Raw genomic sequence first — 18,484 nt, forward strand, 5'->3', positions numbered from 1 at the left:
AATTCGCTTTCCGAACCGCAATGGGAGGCGATGTCGCCCAGTTCGATCATACCGCCGTCGCGGATGATGATGGTGTGGACGTAAGGGGGCTCGGTGTAATAGTCTGTCAGGGCCACGCTTTCACCGTTGTAGAGTGTCAGCTTGGTCACCGTATACACGTAGGTACCGACCAGCGTGTGGGCTTCGCCCCGGTTGAAGGTATAACGCTCGGTTCTCGGTACGGCTTCCTCCAACGGATAGTAGTAATCGGCGGGGGTGGCGGTGTATTCGATCTCCCAGCGGTCATAAGTGATGTTGTTGAAACCGACCGGACGGATCTGGACGTAGACCGGTGTGCCTTTCACCACGCTTGTCGTAGTCAGATTATCCACATCGCGGAAGTCCTGAAGCTGGTTCGACGCCGTGGAGACCGACCATTGCAGGGCGCCGTGCGGACCGGGGCCGGGACCTTCACCATCCTTAATAATAATTGTATGTTTGTATGGTGAATCATTGTAATCGTATGTCTCGACGATCTTGTTTCCATACAGGTCATATAATGTCAGCTTGGTGACGGTATAGATGTATGTGCCGATTTCCGTATGTGCTTCGCGGTTATTGAAATTATGACGTTCGGTCTTGACGATCGGGGTCATACCATAATAATGTTCTACCGGAGTCACGGAATATTCAACATCCCAACGTTCAAAAGTGATGTCTTCATGTCCGATCGGGCGGATTTGTACAAAGACAGGTGTTCCATAATTCACGGACGTTGTTGTCTGGTCGTCCACGTCACGGAAGTTAGATTGCTCGTGAGGGGTGGTCGATACCGACCATTGCAAAGCCGGTATTTTAGCTATCGGCTTCGCCTGGATGATCACGGTGTGGGTACAGGTGGCATCGCGGTAGTTATAGGTGGCTACCTCCCTGTCCCCTTTGTAAAGAATCAGTTTACTTACATTATAATAATAAGTACCCGGTAATACGTGGGCTTCTCCCTTGTTGAAGTCATAACGGATGGTTTTTGCAATTGCATCTTCCATCGGGTAGTGGTAATCAACCGGTGTTGCGGTATATTCAATAGCCCATCGGTCGTAGTCAACCCTGTCCAGATAAACCGGCCTGATCTGTACATAGACAGGCGTACCTTCCATCACAGAGGTGGTAGAGTTGTTTTCTACATCTTTGTATTCATATATTTCATTAGTTGTCTTGGATACCGACCATTGAAGTTTATCCAGGTCTCCTTCAACAACCAACGGATCCCCTTCTTGGGGCGCCTTGAACTTACAGTTATAGAAACTACCGTAATTGGAGTTTGTCACGTTGTTCCCATCATCTTTAACAGCGTCATAGATGGAATAATCTTCAGAGAAGTCGATGTTATGTAATCTGATATATTCCGGGTTGGTGGCAGGTAAGTTGATTTTTGATCCATTGAATTTTATCAGGTTTGTACTCGTGAGTTCATCTGATAAAGAACTGACGGCGATAATATTAGTTTGTCTTTTACTGAAATAATCTGTAATAGTAAACCCGCCGACTTGATTATCCTTACTTATTAATTTAATAAGCTTAGGTTCCGGCAGTGTACAACTGTCTTTTGCTGCACTAGAAAATAATGTATTGATATTTTTGAACGGATCGCTTGCAGAATTAAATATGAGATATGCCCCGGTCGAAGCATCCATAAATACTGCATCGGTAGTAGATGCTGTTGGAGGGGTAGCTAATTCTCTTGATACCAGAACATCATAGTATGAATTGACATTTGTATTAGGTTTACCTCTTAATTCTAAATATTTGTACTCATTAGGAAAAGAAATACCGGTACTGGAATATTTCCAGATACGTATTTTTTTCCCCGCAGGTAAATCCAATTTTCCTGCAAAAACAATATTTCTGCTTCCCGGATTTTTGTTTGCATGGGTACTTAAACCTGTTATAGAAATATAATAGGGATATGCACCTATGTTTTTTATTGTAATGTCTTTGAAATAGTGGCCGTCACCCGTATTTATATTTATAGGCGCATATGATCCGTGTAATTTCCCGCTTTCGAAAGTAAGATTGATGTAATATCTTTTATGATTAGGATCTCTGGTGTCACTGGCAATACTGGTAAATCCTTCGACGATATTAATAACTGAATAGGAATTTGTTATATTACCAATGTTTTTAAAAGTAAGATCTCTTAGAAGAATATTATCAGCAGCATTGATCGTTATAAAATATTGGTTATTCGCTTGGTTACTTTTGGAGCCGTAGGGATTTCCATAAAATTGCATACTACCTCCGTCAAATACAATGTTCTCGATAACGACATTATCTAATATTTTGTATTTTACATGACCTTTATTGCTTTTATATGTGTCCCAGTATCCATAATTCGGTCCTATAATTGCAGGAGCTGTTTCCCTGTCTCCAAGTCCGATAATTTTTAATCCGTTTTTATAAAAATGTGATTCTCCGCCATTTTCAAGAGGAGCATACATTCCCGAATCAAAAAACAATGTATTATTGGCTAATAAAATATTTGAAGGTATCCTCGCGGCCGATGTTATAGTACATCCTACATCCGAATGATCGTAACTGGTAGCGGTCAGAAGCTTTGTTGTACAAGCATATTCTTTGCCTTTATATGTAACAGTATGGGTTTCACCATCTTTGTAGGTCCCTGTATTTTGAGTGACAAAGTAGTTAGTACCACCATGATTTGTTGCATCATAATCAACAACTGGATCAGTAAACGTCTGTCCGACCGTCACCGGGAATGCGGTATTATCCAGTTTTGCACCGGCAGGCAGTGCCGGGTTTTTATCCGTTATCATCGTTCCGTCGAATGTAACGCCGGCGGAGGCCTCGGTTGCATCTGTGAACTCTGTTGCTTTGATAGCTACTTTAATTGTTTTGCCATGATCAGCTTTTGCAAATGTGTAGTTTAAAGTCGCTGTCGTCGCGTTGGCTATTGCCTGGTTTCCGATATACCACTGGTAGGTATGGCCCGTAGAACCATTTGCTTTGAAGGCGACAGTCAACGTTACCTGATCCCCTTCTTTAAGGAGTTCGGTCGGCATCCCGGTGAGACTGGTAACAGTCGGTTTTCCAATGACTTTGATCGGGACCAGGTTACTGGAACCTGATGCATCTTTGCATTGTAATAACTTTCCGTTGTCCTTATAAGACAAGGATACATTAGTAAATGTAATACTTTTTCCATCCAATGTCCATCCTGTGGGAGTTCCTCCGCTTACAGAGAAATAGTCACCAAGATTGATGTTGCTTCCCTCCGGTATTGAAGGTGAGGCGGTGGGTGAAATCGTTAGTTGTGCAAAAAGTACTCCTGCTAAATTCAGTAATAGCAATAAAATAAAGTTTTTCCGTATCATGTTTTAATTATTAGTGGCAAATATTCTATGTGTCAAATGTAAATTAAACTTTTTTTACTTACAATTGTTAATGAGTTGGATTAACGCTGATTATGAATTTTTATTGTTAAACAATTGATTTATGGCGTATATGTAAATGAAAATGACCGAAATGTAAAATGAAGAATGTTTAATTAAATCTTCAAAAAGAGTATTTGTTTGTTCCAATATGTATAAATGTGCTTTTTGAGTATATCATTTATATGAATGTTTTTGATCTGATATCAGTAATCTACTTGCTGAAACCGTGTTGATAGATTTTGTCTATGATGATATAGTAATTATCTGTTTGACAGGTGTTTATATCTGCTGTATCTTTGCAGTACAAGAAAAATAAAAACGTATAACAATTAAAAAACAGAAGAATATGAAAACATTAGATTATTTGCATTTAGACGCATCAGCAGCAAACAAAGTAGTAGAAGCATTACAGCAGTTATTGGCCGACTACCAGGTATTTTATACAAACCTTCGCGGATTCCACTGGAATATTAAAGGACACGGCTTCTTTGTTCTTCACAGCAAATTCGAAGAAATGTATGACGATGCAGCCGAGAAGGTAGACGAACTGGCAGAACGTATCCTGATGTTGGGAGGTGTTCCTGTAAACGAGTTCAGCGAATACTTGAAAGTATCCAGAGTAAAAGAAGTATCAGGCGTATCCTGTGGTGACGAAGCCCTGGAAAATATCCTGAATACTTACGGTCAGTTTATCGCTGAAGAACGTAAACTGCTTTCTCTTGCCTCAGAAGCCGGAGACGAAGCTACAGTAGCGCTGATGAGCGACTATCTGAAAGAACAGGAAAAATTAGTTTGGATGTTAGTAGCTTATTCAACTTGCGACTGCAAGAAGTAATGAGAAATAAGTATAAGTATTAATAATTCATTCGTTGCGTTAGGAGAGAGGATGCCGTGAGGTATCCTCTTTTTGTTTTTGAAAAAAAAACAAGAATTTTATGTAGCCTCTGATACGTAAATTATAAAGCCCGTTTCCCCCTGTAAAATACCTGAAAACCGACTTGAATTCACCTGCCTCCAAATAGCTTTCCTTACGATTTGAAACCTGTATTTGTTGTTGGTTATTTGGTTGTGTAATAATGAAATACAATGAAAAATAAGCTTTTTGGAGTTTGCCTTTGATTTTGTAAAATGACTAGATAAAACGATCGTTTTTTCTAGTCACGGCAAAAGTATACATAATTTTTTGAATAGACAAAATAAAAAAATCATTATCCCTTGTTTGACAAGGTTAGATGGATATTTCAATCTTTAAATTTAACAATTTAGTATTCCTAAAAAATGACGAGAAAAAACGATCCTTTTTTCTCGTCATTTTCGTCGTTACAATCTGTAACTGACGAACTTTTTTGTACCCCGAAAAACAATAGTAAATGACTAGTATTATATTGATTATCATAGGAGTGATAATTTCAATCCTATTTTCTTCTTTTATTATACCTCGTATATTGGTAGTAGCTTTCCGAAAGCGTTTATTTGATGTTCCGGATGAACGAAAGGTGCATCAAGGTATCGTACCCCGTTTAGGTGGTCTTTCATTTGCTCCCTCTATCCTTTTTACATTATCGTTTACGACAGGACTTCGTTACCTGATGGGTGATGGAATTCCTGAAGAGATGCTTTGCTTTATCATTCCGGAGTTTTATTTCTTGGTCTGTGGGTTAACACTGTTGTTCTTAACTGGCATAAAAGACGATCTGGTCGGTCTGCGCTATCGATCGAAGTTTGTTATGCAGATTCTTGCTGCTATCATGGTTCCTTTATCCGGTTTATGGATTAATAATTTATATGGTATTTTCGGAATCCATGAGTTGACACCCTGGCTGGGAGTACCATTAACTGTTTTTCTGATTGTATTTATATGTAATGCGATTAACTTGATTGATGGCATTGATGGACTAGCTTCCGGTTTAAGCTGCGTATCTTTGGCTATTTTAGGAGGTCTATATGTTCATAACCATTTATGGATGTATGCTATGCTTGCTTTTGCCTCATTTGGTGTGTTAGTTCCTTTTTTCTATTATAATGTATTCGGTAAAGTCGAGCGATGCCGGAAAATTTTTATGGGAGATACAGGTAGTCTGACATTAGGTTATATCCTGTCTTTCCTGATCATCCGTTATACAGTTTGTGCTCCTGATATTATACCTTATTCAGACGGAGCGATCATTGTTGCATTTTCAACAATAATTATCCCTATGCTTGATGTAATGAGGGTCATGTTTGTTCGTTGGCGTAACCATAAGGGGATATTTGTTGCAGATAGAAATCACATTCACCATAAATTGTTGAGTATGGGATTAACACAGAGGCAGGCAATGTTATTGATATTGACTATAGCTTGCTTATTCAGTGGTGTGAATATCTGTTTGATATCATATATTGATAATAATATTCTGATATCTTTTGATATTCTTGTATGGATAGGTCTTAATCTATGGTTTGACAGAATACGGAAAAACACTTAATATAAAATCTTCTTAGTGTAGAATTTTAGGAGTAACGTAGAGTTTTGAAATATTGTTAGGTAAGAATAATTAAGTTTTTTATAAACAGAAAAATTATGAAAGCATGTTTTATGGGGTTGGGATACATTGGACTTCCCACAGCGATCATTGCAGCTAAGCATGGAGTAAACGTTTTAGGTGTCGATATCAATTCAGGTGTGGTAGAAATGACAAACCAGGGTAAACTTCATATTATTGAACCCGGTATGGAAGAGTATTTACAGGAAGTGGTAAATGCCGGATTGTTAAAAGCTTCTACTACCCCTGAAATCAGTGATGCTTATTTTATGGTTGTTCCTACTCCGTTTAAAGGCAATCACGAACCGGATATCTCTTATGTCGAAGCAGCAACCCGTTCCGTTCTTCCTTATTTGAAGGAAGGAGATTTATATGTAATAGAATCGACCTCTCCAGTGGGAACGACGGAAAAGATGCAAAGTCTGATTTTTTCAGAACGGCCGGAGTTGAAAGACAAAATATATATTGCTTATTGTCCGGAGCGGGTGTTGCCGGGGAATGTCATCTACGAACTGGTTCATAACGATCGTGTGATCGGAGGAATCAATCCGGAGTCGACTGATAAAGCAATCGAATTTTACAGTCAGTTTGTACAGGGAACATTGCATAAGACAAATTGTAAAACGGCAGAAATGTGTAAACTGACCGAGAATTCATCCCGTGATGTGCAGATCGCTTTTGCGAACGAACTTTCACTCATCTGCGACAAAGCCGGTATTAATGTATGGGAACTGATCGAATTAGCCAATAAGCATCCGCGGGTAAATATCTTGCAACCGGGAGCAGGTGTAGGAGGGCATTGCATTGCAGTAGATCCTTATTTTATTACAGCCGATTTTCCGTATGAGTCACAATTGATATCCAAAGCACGTGAGATCAATAATTACAAATCCTTCTGGTGTGCCGAAAAAGTGCATAATGCCATCTTAAGATTTGAATTAGAGCACCACCGCAAGCCGATTGTCGCTATGATGGGACTTGCTTTTAAGCCGAATATCGATGATTTGCGTGAATCTCCGGCTAAATGTATTACGACAAAAGTGATGCAAGCTTGTAATAATGCGGATATTCTGGTAGTTGAGCCGAATGTGAAAGAGCACAAGGTGTTTAAACTGACCGATTATAAAGATGCCTATGAGAAAGCGGATATTGTGGTATTTTTGACGGCCCATGATCCATTTAAAGAGTTACCTTATATGGAGGATAAAGTTGTATTAGATTTTTGTGGAATTTATAGAAAATAATTATCTGGATATTTTATCCAGACCAAATAAATTTCGTTAACGAACTTAGGTATAAAATAGACTTTTCAATAGGAGAATGGACCAACTTAAAGCCGGAGCTTTACTTTCTTATGTAGTTTTAGGGTTGAATACTTTGATAGGATTGCTCTATACTCCATTTATGTTGCGTATGCTGGGGCAATCGGAGTTTGGGTTGTATTCATTGGCTGCTTCCGTTATTGCTTATTTAACTGTTTTGGATTTGGGCTTTGGTAATGCAATAGTGCGTTATACCGCCAAATTTCGAGTAGAAGGTAAACAAGAAGAGCAATACGAAATGTTTGGTATGTTTTTTTTGCTGTACCTGTTTATTAGTGCATTGGCCTTCATTTTAGGTTTGTTTTTGGTGGGTAATGTAGATTGTTTGTTTGATACCCATATGACGACGGATGAGATAGGCAAAATACGGTTGATGTTGTTGTTGATGGCATTTAATCTGGCATTTACATTTCCGATGAGTATTTGGGGGGCTATTATCACAGCCTATGAAAATTTTGTATTTCAGAAAATAATAAACATAGCTCGCATTCTCCTGAATCCAATTGTGATGATTGTTTTGCTTTTGTTTGGTTACAAGGCTGTGGCAATGGTCGTTGTGACAACCTCTTTTAATGTTGCCACTTTAGTCATTAATTGGATTTATTGTAAAAGAAAATTACATATTCATTTACGCTTTACCCATTTTAGATGGGACTTCCTGAAAGAGGTTTCCATTTATTCGTTCTGGATATTTTTGAATGCTATAATAGACCGGATTTATTGGAGTACAGGACAATTTGTTTTAGGTATTTTTCGGGGGGCAGCAATGGTTGCCGTTTATGCAGTAGCCATACAATTGAGTAATCTATATATTATGTTTTCTACAGCTATCTCCGGCTTGTTTTTACCTAAAGTAATGGCGATGGTGACACGAAATGAAGATCGTAAAGTAATTTCTGATTTATTCATCAGGACAGGACGTATTCAGTTTATTGTAATAGCTTTTGTATTAGCTGGTTTTATAATATTTGGACGTCAGTTTATTCTACTTTGGGCTGGAGAAGGATATGAAAATGCTTATTGGATTTCCCTGTTATTTTTTATCCCCTTAACTGTCCCTTTAATTCAGAATCTTGGAATTACGATTTTACAGGCTCGTAATGAAATGAAGTTTAGATCTACTTTATATGTAATCATAGCTATTGTCAGCTTGGGACTATCTATTCCAATGGCAAAAAGTTATGGTGGCATAGGTTGTGCGTTTGCAACGGCTTTAGCTCTTACGGCAGGACAAATTGTGGTGATGAATATTTATTATCAAAGAAAACAAGATATAGATATTATAAAGTTTTGGAAAGAGATTGGAAAAATGTCAATCATTCCTTTTGTTGTAACATTATTTTCTCTCTTGCTTATATGGAAAATGGATATTGACATATCAAATATTACTCGTTTAGCCGGTGGTATTGTTTTATTTTCTTTATTCTATCTTCCTCTTTCCTGGTTTGGCTCTATGAATGCTTCAGAACGTTCGTTGTTTAGTGGTATGATCCTGAAATTGATAAAGAGATAGTCTATGATTAAAATAGATAGTAAGGAAAAGTGCTGTGGTTGCTGGGCTTGTGTACAACGCTGTCCAAAACATTGTATTACAATGGTAGAGGATGATGAAGGTTTCCTTTATCCCAAAGTGGACTCTTCACTTTGTATTGATTGCAGTTTATGTGAAAAGGTTTGCCCTGTAATTAATCAGGGGGAACCGAGAATACCGGATATGGTTTATGCCGCAAAGAATTTGAATGAAGAGATTCGTATGGCTAGTTCTTCCGGGGGAATTTTTACGTTGTTAGCAGAAGAAATAATAGCTAAGGGTGGTGTTGTTTTTGGTGCCAGATTCAATGAAGAGTGGGATGTTGTCCATGATTATACAGAAACGATAGAAGGTTTATCTGCTTTCCGGGGTTCTAAATATGTACAAAGTAGGGTGGGGAAATGTTATTCACAGGTAGAGGAGTTTTTGAAAAAAGGTCGTAAGGTTCTATTCTCTGGTACTCCTTGTCAGATTGCGGGTTTGAAACGTTTCCTTAGGAAAGAATATGATAATCTCTTGACGGTGGATTTCGTTTGTCATGGCGTTCCGAGTCCGGGGGTATGGCGAGAATATCTGAAGGAGGAAATTGCACGTCAGTGCGATGGGAAAAATATAGTTTTGTCTCACCCAGTTTTAAATGGTAGAGAAGCTCGTATTGAGAGCATTTCGTTTAGAAACAAATGCCTAGGTTGGAAAAGATTTAGTTTTGTTCTCACTCTCTCTCTGTCCGATGGGTACGGAGATAATAAATTAGTTTTGCTTTCGGAACCTTTAAACAAGAATATTTTCTTGCGAGGCTTTCTGGCGAATTTGTATTTACGTCCGAGTTGTCATATTTGTCCAGCGAAGAGTTTGAAGAGTGGAAGTGATATTATAATTGGGGATTTTTGGGGAATACAAAATGTGATGCCTGAGATAGATGACGATAAAGGCGTGAGCGCGGTGATGGTGAGTACGGAAAAAGGAAAAGAAATCTGGGGAGAAATTACAACTATTAACTATGAGGTTGCTTTTGATGATGTGGTAGCTGCAAATTCTGCCTTGATTCATTCCGTGAACCTTAATCGATATCGGAATATGTTTTACGGAAGCCGGATGAATACAATAGAAATGCGAGTGGCAAGTTCGACAAGTATTTCCTTTTGCCAACGTTGCCGTGGGTTGTTGTCTGCGATTTTGCTAAGGTTGGGACTTCTTGATAGATTGAAGGGTAAATTGAAAAAAAGATCATGAAGATTGGTATTATTACACAACCATTAGGTTTCAATTATGGAGGATTACTGCAAAATTATGCGTTACAAACCGTATTACGCCGTATAGGGCATGAGGTTGTTACCTTGGACCAACCGAATTGCCAGATCGGATTGTTTCAGTTGTTAGCCTCTGCTGCTAAGACTTTTTTACTGAAATTAATTGGAAAAGGAAAGGGACGGCGTTATCCGTTTGTGGCAAAACCGAGTCAAATAAAACACATAGCAAGGTATACCGATTATTTTATAGACAAATATCTGGTACATTCTACGAAGATGATTGATGCTGATAAGACAGCCCGTTATGTGCGAGAAAATCATATAAAGGCATTTGTGGTGGGCAGTGATCAAGTGTGGCGGCCTAAGTATAACGTAGATATATACCATTCATTTCTTGATTTTACCCGAGGGATGGATGTGCGGAGAATAGCATATGCGGCTTCTTTTGGTGTGGATACGTGGGAGTATTCATCCCGTGAAACAGATTGTTGCAGGCAATTAGTCCAAGCTTTTCAAGCAGTGTCGGTACGCGAGGAGTCTGGTGTAACGCTATGTTCAAAATACTTAGGTGTGAAGGCTATCCCTGTACTTGATCCGACCATGCTTCTTGACAAAGAAGATTACGAGCTTTTAGTGGAACAGGAGGATGAATCTTCATGTGATGGAAATATGCTTTGTTACATATTGGATAAGAGTGAAACGAAGAATCGGATAGTAAATGAGGTGGCGGAATATTTACATTTATCACCTTTCACAGTAATGCCGATTCAACCTTTGAATGGAGAGACGATGAAAAATATCAACCAATGTGTGTTCCCTCCGGTGACCAAATGGCTGAGGGGATTTATGGATACCAGTTTTGTTGTGTGTGATAGTTTTCATGGCGCAGTGTTCAGTATAATTTTTAATAAACCATTCTTGGTGATAGCAAATCAGGGGCGTGGGATGGCTCGTTTTTATTCCTTGTTACGTATGTATGGACTAGAAGATCGATTAGTTACTGATGATATGGATATTTCCTTGCTTGAGAAGCCTATCGATTGGATCGTTGTTAATAGAAAGAGAGAGGAGATGAAAGATATCTCTTTGGCTTTTTTACGGGAAAATTTGAAATAGATTAGTTATTATGCTTGAAAAACCGAAAGTGTCAGTCATAGTTCCTGTCTATAAGGCAGAAGCTTATTTATATCGTTGTGTGGATAGTCTGTTGATGCAGACCTTCACTAATTTTGAGATATTACTGATAGATGATGGTAGTCCAGATCGTAGTGGGGAAATCTGCGATGAATACGCAAGAAAGGATACTCGTGTACGGGTATTCCATAAGGAGAATGGTGGCGTATCGAGTGCCCGCAATCTCGGTTTGAAGTATGCACAGGGTGAATGGATAGCCTTTGTGGACAGCGATGATTGGGTGGAATCGGACTTCTTGGAGGTCTTCCGCATACTGTCTGTCGATGTGGATATGATTCACTGTGGGTTACAGTTGGAACAGAAGCCGAAAAAGTTTGTTCGTTACTCCATATTTCGTCATAGACAGCAAATCAAGCCCAGTGAACTGCTTAATCCGGTATATTTCTCTTCGTGTAGTGTCTCTTATTTTTATAAGCGAAGTTTGATAAACAATTTAGGATTAAAATTTTGTGATGTCATTAAATATTCTGAAGACAGGCAATTCATCATTAAGTATCTGTCCTCTTGTAGTAATAATGTATTACTGGTAGATAATCAAGCTTATCGCTATTGTCTGAACTCTAGCTCTGCTGTGCATTCCGAAAGGAGTTATACACGATGTTTAGACGATTTAGTGGTATTACATTCATTGAAGGGGTTACCTTTAGCCACTGCAACTCCCTTTGTGTTTCGTCTATTTGTAAAGGGATTTATCCTAGCCTATTGTATTTATTGCGATAAGAGTAAACCTGATTTCCATGTAGCAATAAACGATTTAATACGCTATTCTGAAGGTTATTCGCATGAATACTTGTTGTTTCAATCTTTTGTAAAGTACCCTATGCTGACAGTTAGCGCCTTTAAATGCTATTGGTGGATTCGAACGATTTATCATAAAATGAAGTAGAAAATATGATTACAAGCTTTTTGGTATATCCTTTTATGATTTTTTCGATGTTTATGCTTTTCAGAGTTCCTGTAAACTGCTATAATGGTAGATTATTGAAAGCACGAACAAATATGATGTATTGGTTTCATGTTGCGATTGGCATTTTCATTTTTATCTTCTTTACCGGGGTAAGATGGGATGTTGGTATTGATCAATTATCCTATTGGCAAATTTATAATACTCTATCTTTGACTGATACCTTTATAAGGGATGATATGGAGATAGGTTTTGTTGGTTTTATGAAGTTACTTTCAAAATTCGGATTATCTTCAACGGTGTTTTTTGCAATAGTGGGATTAATACAATTGTGCTGCACTCTGACGATTTTTAGAAGAGAAAAATTTGTGATTCCATTCTTTTGTATAGGGCTTATATGCGGTGGAATTTTCTTTTCTTGGTGCAATGGTCTAAGACAACAGCTTGTATTGTCTGTTTTTTTATGTATCTGTTCTTTCTTCTTATTGGAGAAAAAGGTAGTTCCTACTCTTATTTCTATATTTTTGTTGACTTTTTTTCATCGTAGTGCAGTTTTTTTATTTGTGCTTGTTCCCTTAATGTGGATTGATTTAGAAAAGTTTTTTATTAAAAGGAAATGGCAATATTTAATATTGTTTGTAGCTTTGATTTTATCACAATTTTCAGTATGGGAGAACCTATTTAATTATTTGGATAAATTCTTGACATTTGTAGAGTACGACGATAGATATAACTCTGAAGTATTGATGAGAGTAGGTTCTAGAACAATGAATTTCGGAGCAAGAAGAATCATATTTTTGATCTTTGATATTCTAATCGTTTTCTATTCAAATAAAATGCGCCATTTTTATCCATCTAAGAACTATGGTTTTGTTTATGCTTTGTTTTTGGTTCTGATCTTTATACAACCATTGTTTATAAATAGTTTGGCTTTATCTAGATTTGTAGATTACTTCGTTATTTACCGGGTAATTATGTTGGCTTATCTGATGTATTATTTGTTTTATATCCATTCATACATGATGGGCTGGGTGATAATTCTATTATTGGCTTGTCATCTTTCCATACAAATAATAGTTGATAAAGGCTATCATAGTGATTGTGTAAGGTATGAGTTTGTTTGGAATAGATAAAATTTTAGCACTCTTTGAAATATGATACAACAAAGTGACAGGATTTTAATCATTGGTCCCGACCCGAAAGCAAAGGGTGGTATGGCTTCGGTGATAGCTTTTTTGGCTCCAATGTATACACCGTTCCATTTAGTTGTTACTTATAAGGAAATATCAAAAATTGGTAAAGTACTTTTGTTTGTGACCTCTGTCCTGAAAACATTTTATTATTGTGTGTTTAGACAAATAGACGTTATACATATCCACACTGCTAATTATATTGACTTTTATCGCAATTCTGTGTTGATATATATTGGTAAATTATTTAATAAGAGAGTGTTATTGCATATTCATGGTAGTTTGTTCAATGAGTTCTATAACACTCATCCCTGCTTTGTGGCATCGGTGTGTAGGTCAGCTGATGCTTTGGTAACAGTGTCATCTACTTTTGTAAAGATGTTGCGACGATATGGGTTGAATGAACATATATATTGTTTGCCCAATTGTGTGGAATTCCCTGAGTTATACCGTACAGAGCAACATCACAACAAACTGCGTCTTGTATTTGTGGGACGAATAAACGAGGTGAAAGGTATATACGATGTGTTAGAGTGTCTGCATAAGTATAAGGAACAGCTTCAAGATAAAGTAGAACTACATATTGGTGGTATAGGTGATGAGGAACGATTTTTAAAGATGATGACTGATTATAATCTCTCATCCATGATAGTACAACACGGTTGGGTAGTTGGAAAAGAAAAAGAAGATTTGTTTTGTTCGTCGGATGTTTTTATTCATCCCTCACACTTTGAGTCGTTTGGCATAGCTATATTGGAAGCTATGTCTTATGGACTACCTGTTATCACAACATTAATAGGAGGTATTCCTGATTTTTTTGAGGATAAGAAGAGTGGGGTTGCTGTTGCTCCCGGTAATGTAGACGAAATTTACGAAGCAATTCTTTTATTTCTGAATGATCGTTCCTATATCTCTCGAATGGGAAAGTATGGAAGAGAGGAGGCCAAAAGGTTTACTCCCCTAGAAATAGAACAACATCTGCAAGATATTTATATAAAATTATTTATATGAAGTCGAAAATAGTTGTTTTGATTTATTTGTTATCAATTTGTTTTTATGTAAATTCTCAAATTGGAGAAAAAAAAATTCATGATAAATTTATTTATGCAGCTTATTGTGCTGGCTATACAATTTTGAATGAATCTTATGTGGATAAATTTGATTTCTCTCTTTTTAATTATTATTATCTGATGGCTTTACCTGTATTTAATCCTAAAGATTTTGATATGACTGGTGATAGTGTAACTAAAAAGTATGTTCAAAATTTTGATTATTTATCAGAAAGAAAGGGTATTCGATTTGCCGAAAACTTTATTGATTCTGTTCATGGTACTGGAGGAAAGGTTTTGTTATCTATGAATGCAAAGAATTTTGTAGATCTTGTGAAAACAAACACGCGATGTGATAATTTAGTAGTAATGTTAGTTGCTTTCATTAAAAAATATAACTATGATGGTTTTGATCTGGACTGGGAACAAGGATTGAATATAGAAAAGCATTATTTGTTTTTGAAAAAGATGAAGGAGGCCTTGGATCGCTATTCAGATAAAAAATATTTTATAACTACTGCTTTACCTTCATCAATTTCTTATTCTCAACCGTTGGCTGATTCATTGAGTAGAATCGTTGATTGGATTAATTTAATGACTTATGACTTAGGAGGTGGAAACTGGAAAGTAACACCCTCTTTTAATACACCAATGACTAAAGTTGAGCAAAATCTTGAGAAATGGAATGTGTTCTCTCCTCATAAGTTATGCATAGGACTTGCTTCTTATGGTTATAAATATACAAATTTACAACTGGGGGAACGTATCAAATCAATTTCTGAGATTCGCAAACATAGTTCATATATCACTTATCCTGCTATTATTGATTCTCTAAAAACAGGCTGGAGAGAAGAATGGAATAACAAAGAGCATATACCTTATTATTTATCTTCTGATGGTAAGAGTTTTATCACAGCAGATAATCCTCGCTCTATTGAATATAAACTACGATGGGCTATTGATAGGGGATATGGAGGCTTTTTTTGGTGGGAACTTTATCATGATTTTAAACTTGAAACCCCATCAGATAGATATGGTAAATTATTATTGAAGGATTCTATTTACGATTATTTGAAGAAAATAGCACACTAGGATCAGATTGTTGCTGTTAATGTTTTTATTTTATGACAATCTGATAAAATATATTAAATAAATATTTTATGCAAAGTCATTTAGTTGTTTTGAACGGAGTAAACATCCATCCATTCCCTTCCGTTCAGCATTTATTGGATTATGTCGACCAAACTAAAGGTCTCCTTGTTGCTATCAATGCAGAAAAGATCCTCCATGCGACTGATCAGATGCGTGCTATTATTAATCGAAATATCGGATACTGCGATGGGGCAGGGCCGATGTTAGCATTGAGACGCCATGGATATGATGATGTAATCAAAATACCCGGTTGCGAACTGTGGCTGAAAATTATTGAAGCTACCTATAAACAAAAAACGTTTTATCTGGTAGGCGGGAAACAGGAAGTAATAGAAGAAACTGTCAGTAAATTAAACAATGATTATCCGGGCATTCGTATTATTAATTTTCGGAATGGATACATCAAAACCGATCAAGAACGGCAGTCTTTGATTGCGGATGTGGCAGAGAAGAAACCTGATGTCGTTTTTGTTGCAATGGGTTCACCAAAGCAGGAATTGCTAATGGAGGAAATGTTCAGTAAACATCCGGCTATCTATCAGGGATTGGGAGGTAGTTTCGATGTGTATACAGGAAGGGTGAAACGGGCTCCTAAATGGTGGGTGGAGCATAATCTCGAATTTGCTTATAGATTGATAAACCAACCGTCCCGTATCAAGCGGCAGATACACTTAGTCCGCTTTCTGTTTCTTGTCTGGATTGGAAAGATATAATATATTAATATGAAAACAATAATGCTCGTCTTCGGGACCCGTCCCGAAGCAATAAAAATGGCTCCTTTGGTGAAGGAGTTTGAGAAGTATCCCGAACTGTTTAAAACAGTGGTTTGTGTGACTGGCCAACATCGCGAAATGTTGGATCAGGTGCTTCATCTTTTTGAAATTCATCCGGATTATGATTTGAATATCATGAAGCAAGGACAGGATTTATATGATGTGACTGCCCGTGTGCTTACCGGCATGCGGGATGTGCTCAAAGAAGTACAACCGGATCTCGTACTGGTACATGGCGATACGACTACTTCGACGGCTTCTGCTTTGGCTGCTTTCTATCAGCAGATACCAGTGGGGCATGTTGAAGCGGGGCTTAGGACACATAACATGTATAGTCCCTGGCCGGAGGAGATGAACCGTTTGATAACGGGGAGGATTGCTACGTATCATTTTTCTCCGACACAGTTGAGCTGTCAGAATTTGTTGGATGAAGGTGTGAAGCAGAAGTCTATCCTTGTAACCGGAAACACGGTGATCGATGCTTTATATCTGGTAGTCGATAAAATTAAAGGAAATGAAGCGTTACAAAAGGTATTGACGGAAGAACTAAAAACTGCCGGATATGAAATCAGGGATCGTCGCCTTGTTCTTATTACCGGACACCGCCGCGAGAATTTTGGGGAGGGTTTCATTCAAATGTGTAAGGCTATCAAGACACTGGCGGAGAAGTATCCGGAAACGGATTTTGTCTATCCGATGCATCTGAATCCGAACGTGCGCAAACCGATTCATGAAGTTTTTGGAAATTCGGATTTGCAGAATATGTTTTTCATTGAACCGTTGGAGTATCTGCCGTTTGTTTACCTGATGGAGAAATCGGCCCTTGTGCTTACCGATAGCGGTGGAATACAAGAAGAGGCTCCGGGATTAGGTAAACCTGTATTGGTTATGCGTGATACAACCGAACGTCCTGAAGCCTTGGAAGCGGGAACGGTTAAATTGGTGGGAACGGATTATGATAAGATTGTACAGGAAGTTTCTGCTTTGCTGGATGATAAAGGGTATTATGACAAAATGAGTAAAGCAGTAAACCCTTATGGAGATGGTAAAGCTTGCGAAAGAATTGTTCATTTTGTAATGAGGTAAAGAGGTTGTACGAATAACTTTATACACGAAAAGTCTGTTACCTCCTCCATATCAGAGAAAATAACAGACTTCAAACGATCAAACATCCGTCTCTTCATCTTCCCATTCCTCTTCCGGAAAATACTGGTCGATGATAACGAAAAACAAATGATATTTACATAAAATATGACGTATCCAGCGTTCGCTCACTAATAGCTTTTTACTGATCCGGGAGATATCCCGATCGGTAATCCCGGAGACATCCATGCTTTCGGCATGTTTTCGGTAAGCCTTCAACAGACAGTCATAGATGGCATATCCGGTTGCTTTGTTGCGGTGGATCATACGTTGGTAATTTTCTTCGTAACTCATGCTGTGAATAATTTGTACAGACCGCCGATCAGTCCCGCCGCCATCAGGCTGTAACCGGCAATGTCTATGGGTTCGACACGTTGTTTGGTTCCCCAGTCGCCCTGGTGGAGAGCGAGAGTATCGCTCCGATAGCCGTCAGCGTCACTTCCGTCTGCTCCATCAGGAGAGACAGCAGGGTGATCGCCATCAGGAACAGGACGAGGATAGGGATGGGGACAAGGGAAGTCACCGGCTGCCGGCTTTTGCTTGCGGGGAAAGATGATCCGGACAAGGCTGGTGAGAAAGTTGAGAATGGTTTCAAGAGTTTTCATTTTGTATATATTAATATTTAGAAAGAATTGAGCTATCCCGTTCCCGTGCTTGACACGGGATCGCAAAGGCACAGACCGTATCCTATAATATCTTTTGATACCGCCAGTTCTCTTGCGGCCCCGTGTCAAGCACGGGGACAGGATAGTTCAAATCTGATAAAAGGTGAACTCAGCAAACAGTATATCTTTCGATCGTCCGGCAAATCGACACCAACATCCTTTGATAAGCAACACGGTTGTCACCATTCACTTCGCTGATGTATTTACTGTAAGCGATCTCTTTGGCATAGGCCGAAGGATGGGCACTGAGCGAGGCGGCCACCGGATAAGCAGTGTGGATCAGACGGGCGAAATCCATAAAACTGTCTTTCGCTGATTCGTAAGTACGGAACCATAAGGAAGTATGGCCGCCGTTTTC

At 38.3% G+C, this 18,484-nt stretch carries 14 protein-coding genes and 2 pseudogenes; 12 read left to right on the forward strand and 4 right to left on the reverse strand.

The window, feature by feature from the left end; genetic code table 11:
* Positions 1–3,371 (reverse strand): annotated as a pseudogene (locus DWW91_RS28260) (hypothetical protein); the annotation flags it as partial.
* Between the two features lie 406 nt (positions 3,372–3,777).
* Between DWW91_RS28260 and DWW91_RS27040 the strand changes: the two are divergent.
* The 12 genes from DWW91_RS27040 (at position 3,778) to wecB (ending at position 17,404) form a co-directional block, all read left to right on the forward strand.
* On the forward strand, positions 3,778–4,266 hold the full coding sequence (locus DWW91_RS27040) for a Dps family protein (protein WP_122329396.1): 489 nt from the start codon (positions 3,778–3,780) through the stop codon (positions 4,264–4,266).
* A 535-nt stretch (positions 4,267–4,801) separates the two neighbouring features.
* Positions 4,802–5,896 (forward strand): MraY family glycosyltransferase, encoded by a 1,095-nt coding sequence (locus DWW91_RS27045; RefSeq protein WP_122329397.1) that lies wholly within the window; start codon positions 4,802–4,804, stop codon positions 5,894–5,896.
* 95 nt (positions 5,897–5,991) lie between these two features.
* Entirely contained in the window at positions 5,992–7,197 is a 1,206-nt protein-coding gene (wecC, locus tag DWW91_RS27050; protein ID WP_122329398.1) for a UDP-N-acetyl-D-mannosamine dehydrogenase, read from the forward strand.
* Between the two features lie 76 nt (positions 7,198–7,273).
* Entirely contained in the window at positions 7,274–8,788 is a 1,515-nt protein-coding gene (locus tag DWW91_RS27055) for an oligosaccharide flippase family protein (RefSeq protein WP_122329399.1), read from the forward strand.
* A gap of 3 nt (positions 8,789–8,791) precedes the next feature.
* Complete coding sequence (locus tag DWW91_RS27060) at positions 8,792–10,039, forward strand: Coenzyme F420 hydrogenase/dehydrogenase, beta subunit C-terminal domain (protein ID WP_122329400.1); 1,248 nt, start codon at positions 8,792–8,794, stop codon at positions 10,037–10,039.
* On the forward strand, positions 10,036–11,172 hold the full coding sequence (locus DWW91_RS27065) for a polysaccharide pyruvyl transferase family protein (protein ID WP_122329401.1): 1,137 nt from the start codon (positions 10,036–10,038) through the stop codon (positions 11,170–11,172). Before DWW91_RS27060 ends, DWW91_RS27065 begins: the two co-directional genes overlap by 4 nt.
* A gap of 28 nt (positions 11,173–11,200) precedes the next feature.
* Positions 11,201–12,136, forward strand: coding sequence for a glycosyltransferase (locus DWW91_RS27070; protein ID WP_233584591.1), 936 nt, complete (start codon positions 11,201–11,203; stop codon positions 12,134–12,136).
* A 5-nt stretch (positions 12,137–12,141) separates the two neighbouring features.
* Positions 12,142–13,287, forward strand: a complete 1,146-nt coding sequence (locus DWW91_RS27075; protein WP_122329403.1) for an EpsG family protein — start codon at positions 12,142–12,144, stop codon at positions 13,285–13,287.
* Positions 13,288–13,308: 21 nt separating this feature from the next.
* Positions 13,309–14,355 carry a glycosyltransferase family 4 protein gene (locus DWW91_RS27080; RefSeq protein WP_122329404.1) on the forward strand — a complete coding sequence of 349 codons (1,047 nt, stop codon included), beginning with the start codon at positions 13,309–13,311 and terminating at the stop codon, positions 14,353–14,355.
* Positions 14,352–15,485: a glycoside hydrolase family 18 protein gene (locus DWW91_RS27085; RefSeq protein WP_122329405.1), complete on the forward strand. Its 1,134-nt coding sequence runs from the start codon at positions 14,352–14,354 to the stop codon at positions 15,483–15,485. The genes DWW91_RS27080 and DWW91_RS27085 overlap by 4 nt, the downstream gene beginning before the upstream one ends.
* A 68-nt stretch (positions 15,486–15,553) precedes the next feature.
* Positions 15,554–16,258, forward strand: a complete 705-nt coding sequence (locus tag DWW91_RS27090) for a WecB/TagA/CpsF family glycosyltransferase (protein ID WP_122329406.1) — start codon at positions 15,554–15,556, stop codon at positions 16,256–16,258.
* Positions 16,259–16,267: 9 nt separating this feature from the next.
* Complete coding sequence (wecB, locus tag DWW91_RS27095; protein ID WP_122329407.1) at positions 16,268–17,404, forward strand: non-hydrolyzing UDP-N-acetylglucosamine 2-epimerase; 1,137 nt, start codon at positions 16,268–16,270, stop codon at positions 17,402–17,404.
* A 78-nt stretch (positions 17,405–17,482) separates the two neighbouring features.
* On the opposite strand, the gene DWW91_RS27100 is transcribed toward wecB, so the two are convergent.
* The 3 genes and pseudogenes from DWW91_RS27100 to DWW91_RS28265 all read right to left on the reverse strand — a co-directional run.
* Positions 17,483–17,755, reverse strand: a complete 273-nt coding sequence (locus tag DWW91_RS27100; protein WP_007658493.1) for a hypothetical protein — start codon at positions 17,753–17,755, stop codon at positions 17,483–17,485.
* Positions 17,752–18,066 (reverse strand): hypothetical protein, encoded by a 315-nt coding sequence (locus DWW91_RS27105; RefSeq protein ID WP_007658492.1) that lies wholly within the window; start codon positions 18,064–18,066, stop codon positions 17,752–17,754. Before DWW91_RS27105 ends, DWW91_RS27100 begins: the two co-directional genes overlap by 4 nt.
* Positions 18,067–18,235: 169 nt before the next feature.
* Positions 18,236–18,484, reverse strand: a pseudogene (locus DWW91_RS28265) (glucosaminidase); the annotation flags it as partial.

Origin of the sequence: Parabacteroides sp. AF17-3 (genome assembly GCF_003635445.1) — a bacterium.
GTDB classification, from domain to species: Bacteria; Bacteroidota; Bacteroidia; order Bacteroidales; family Tannerellaceae; genus Parabacteroides; species Parabacteroides goldsteinii.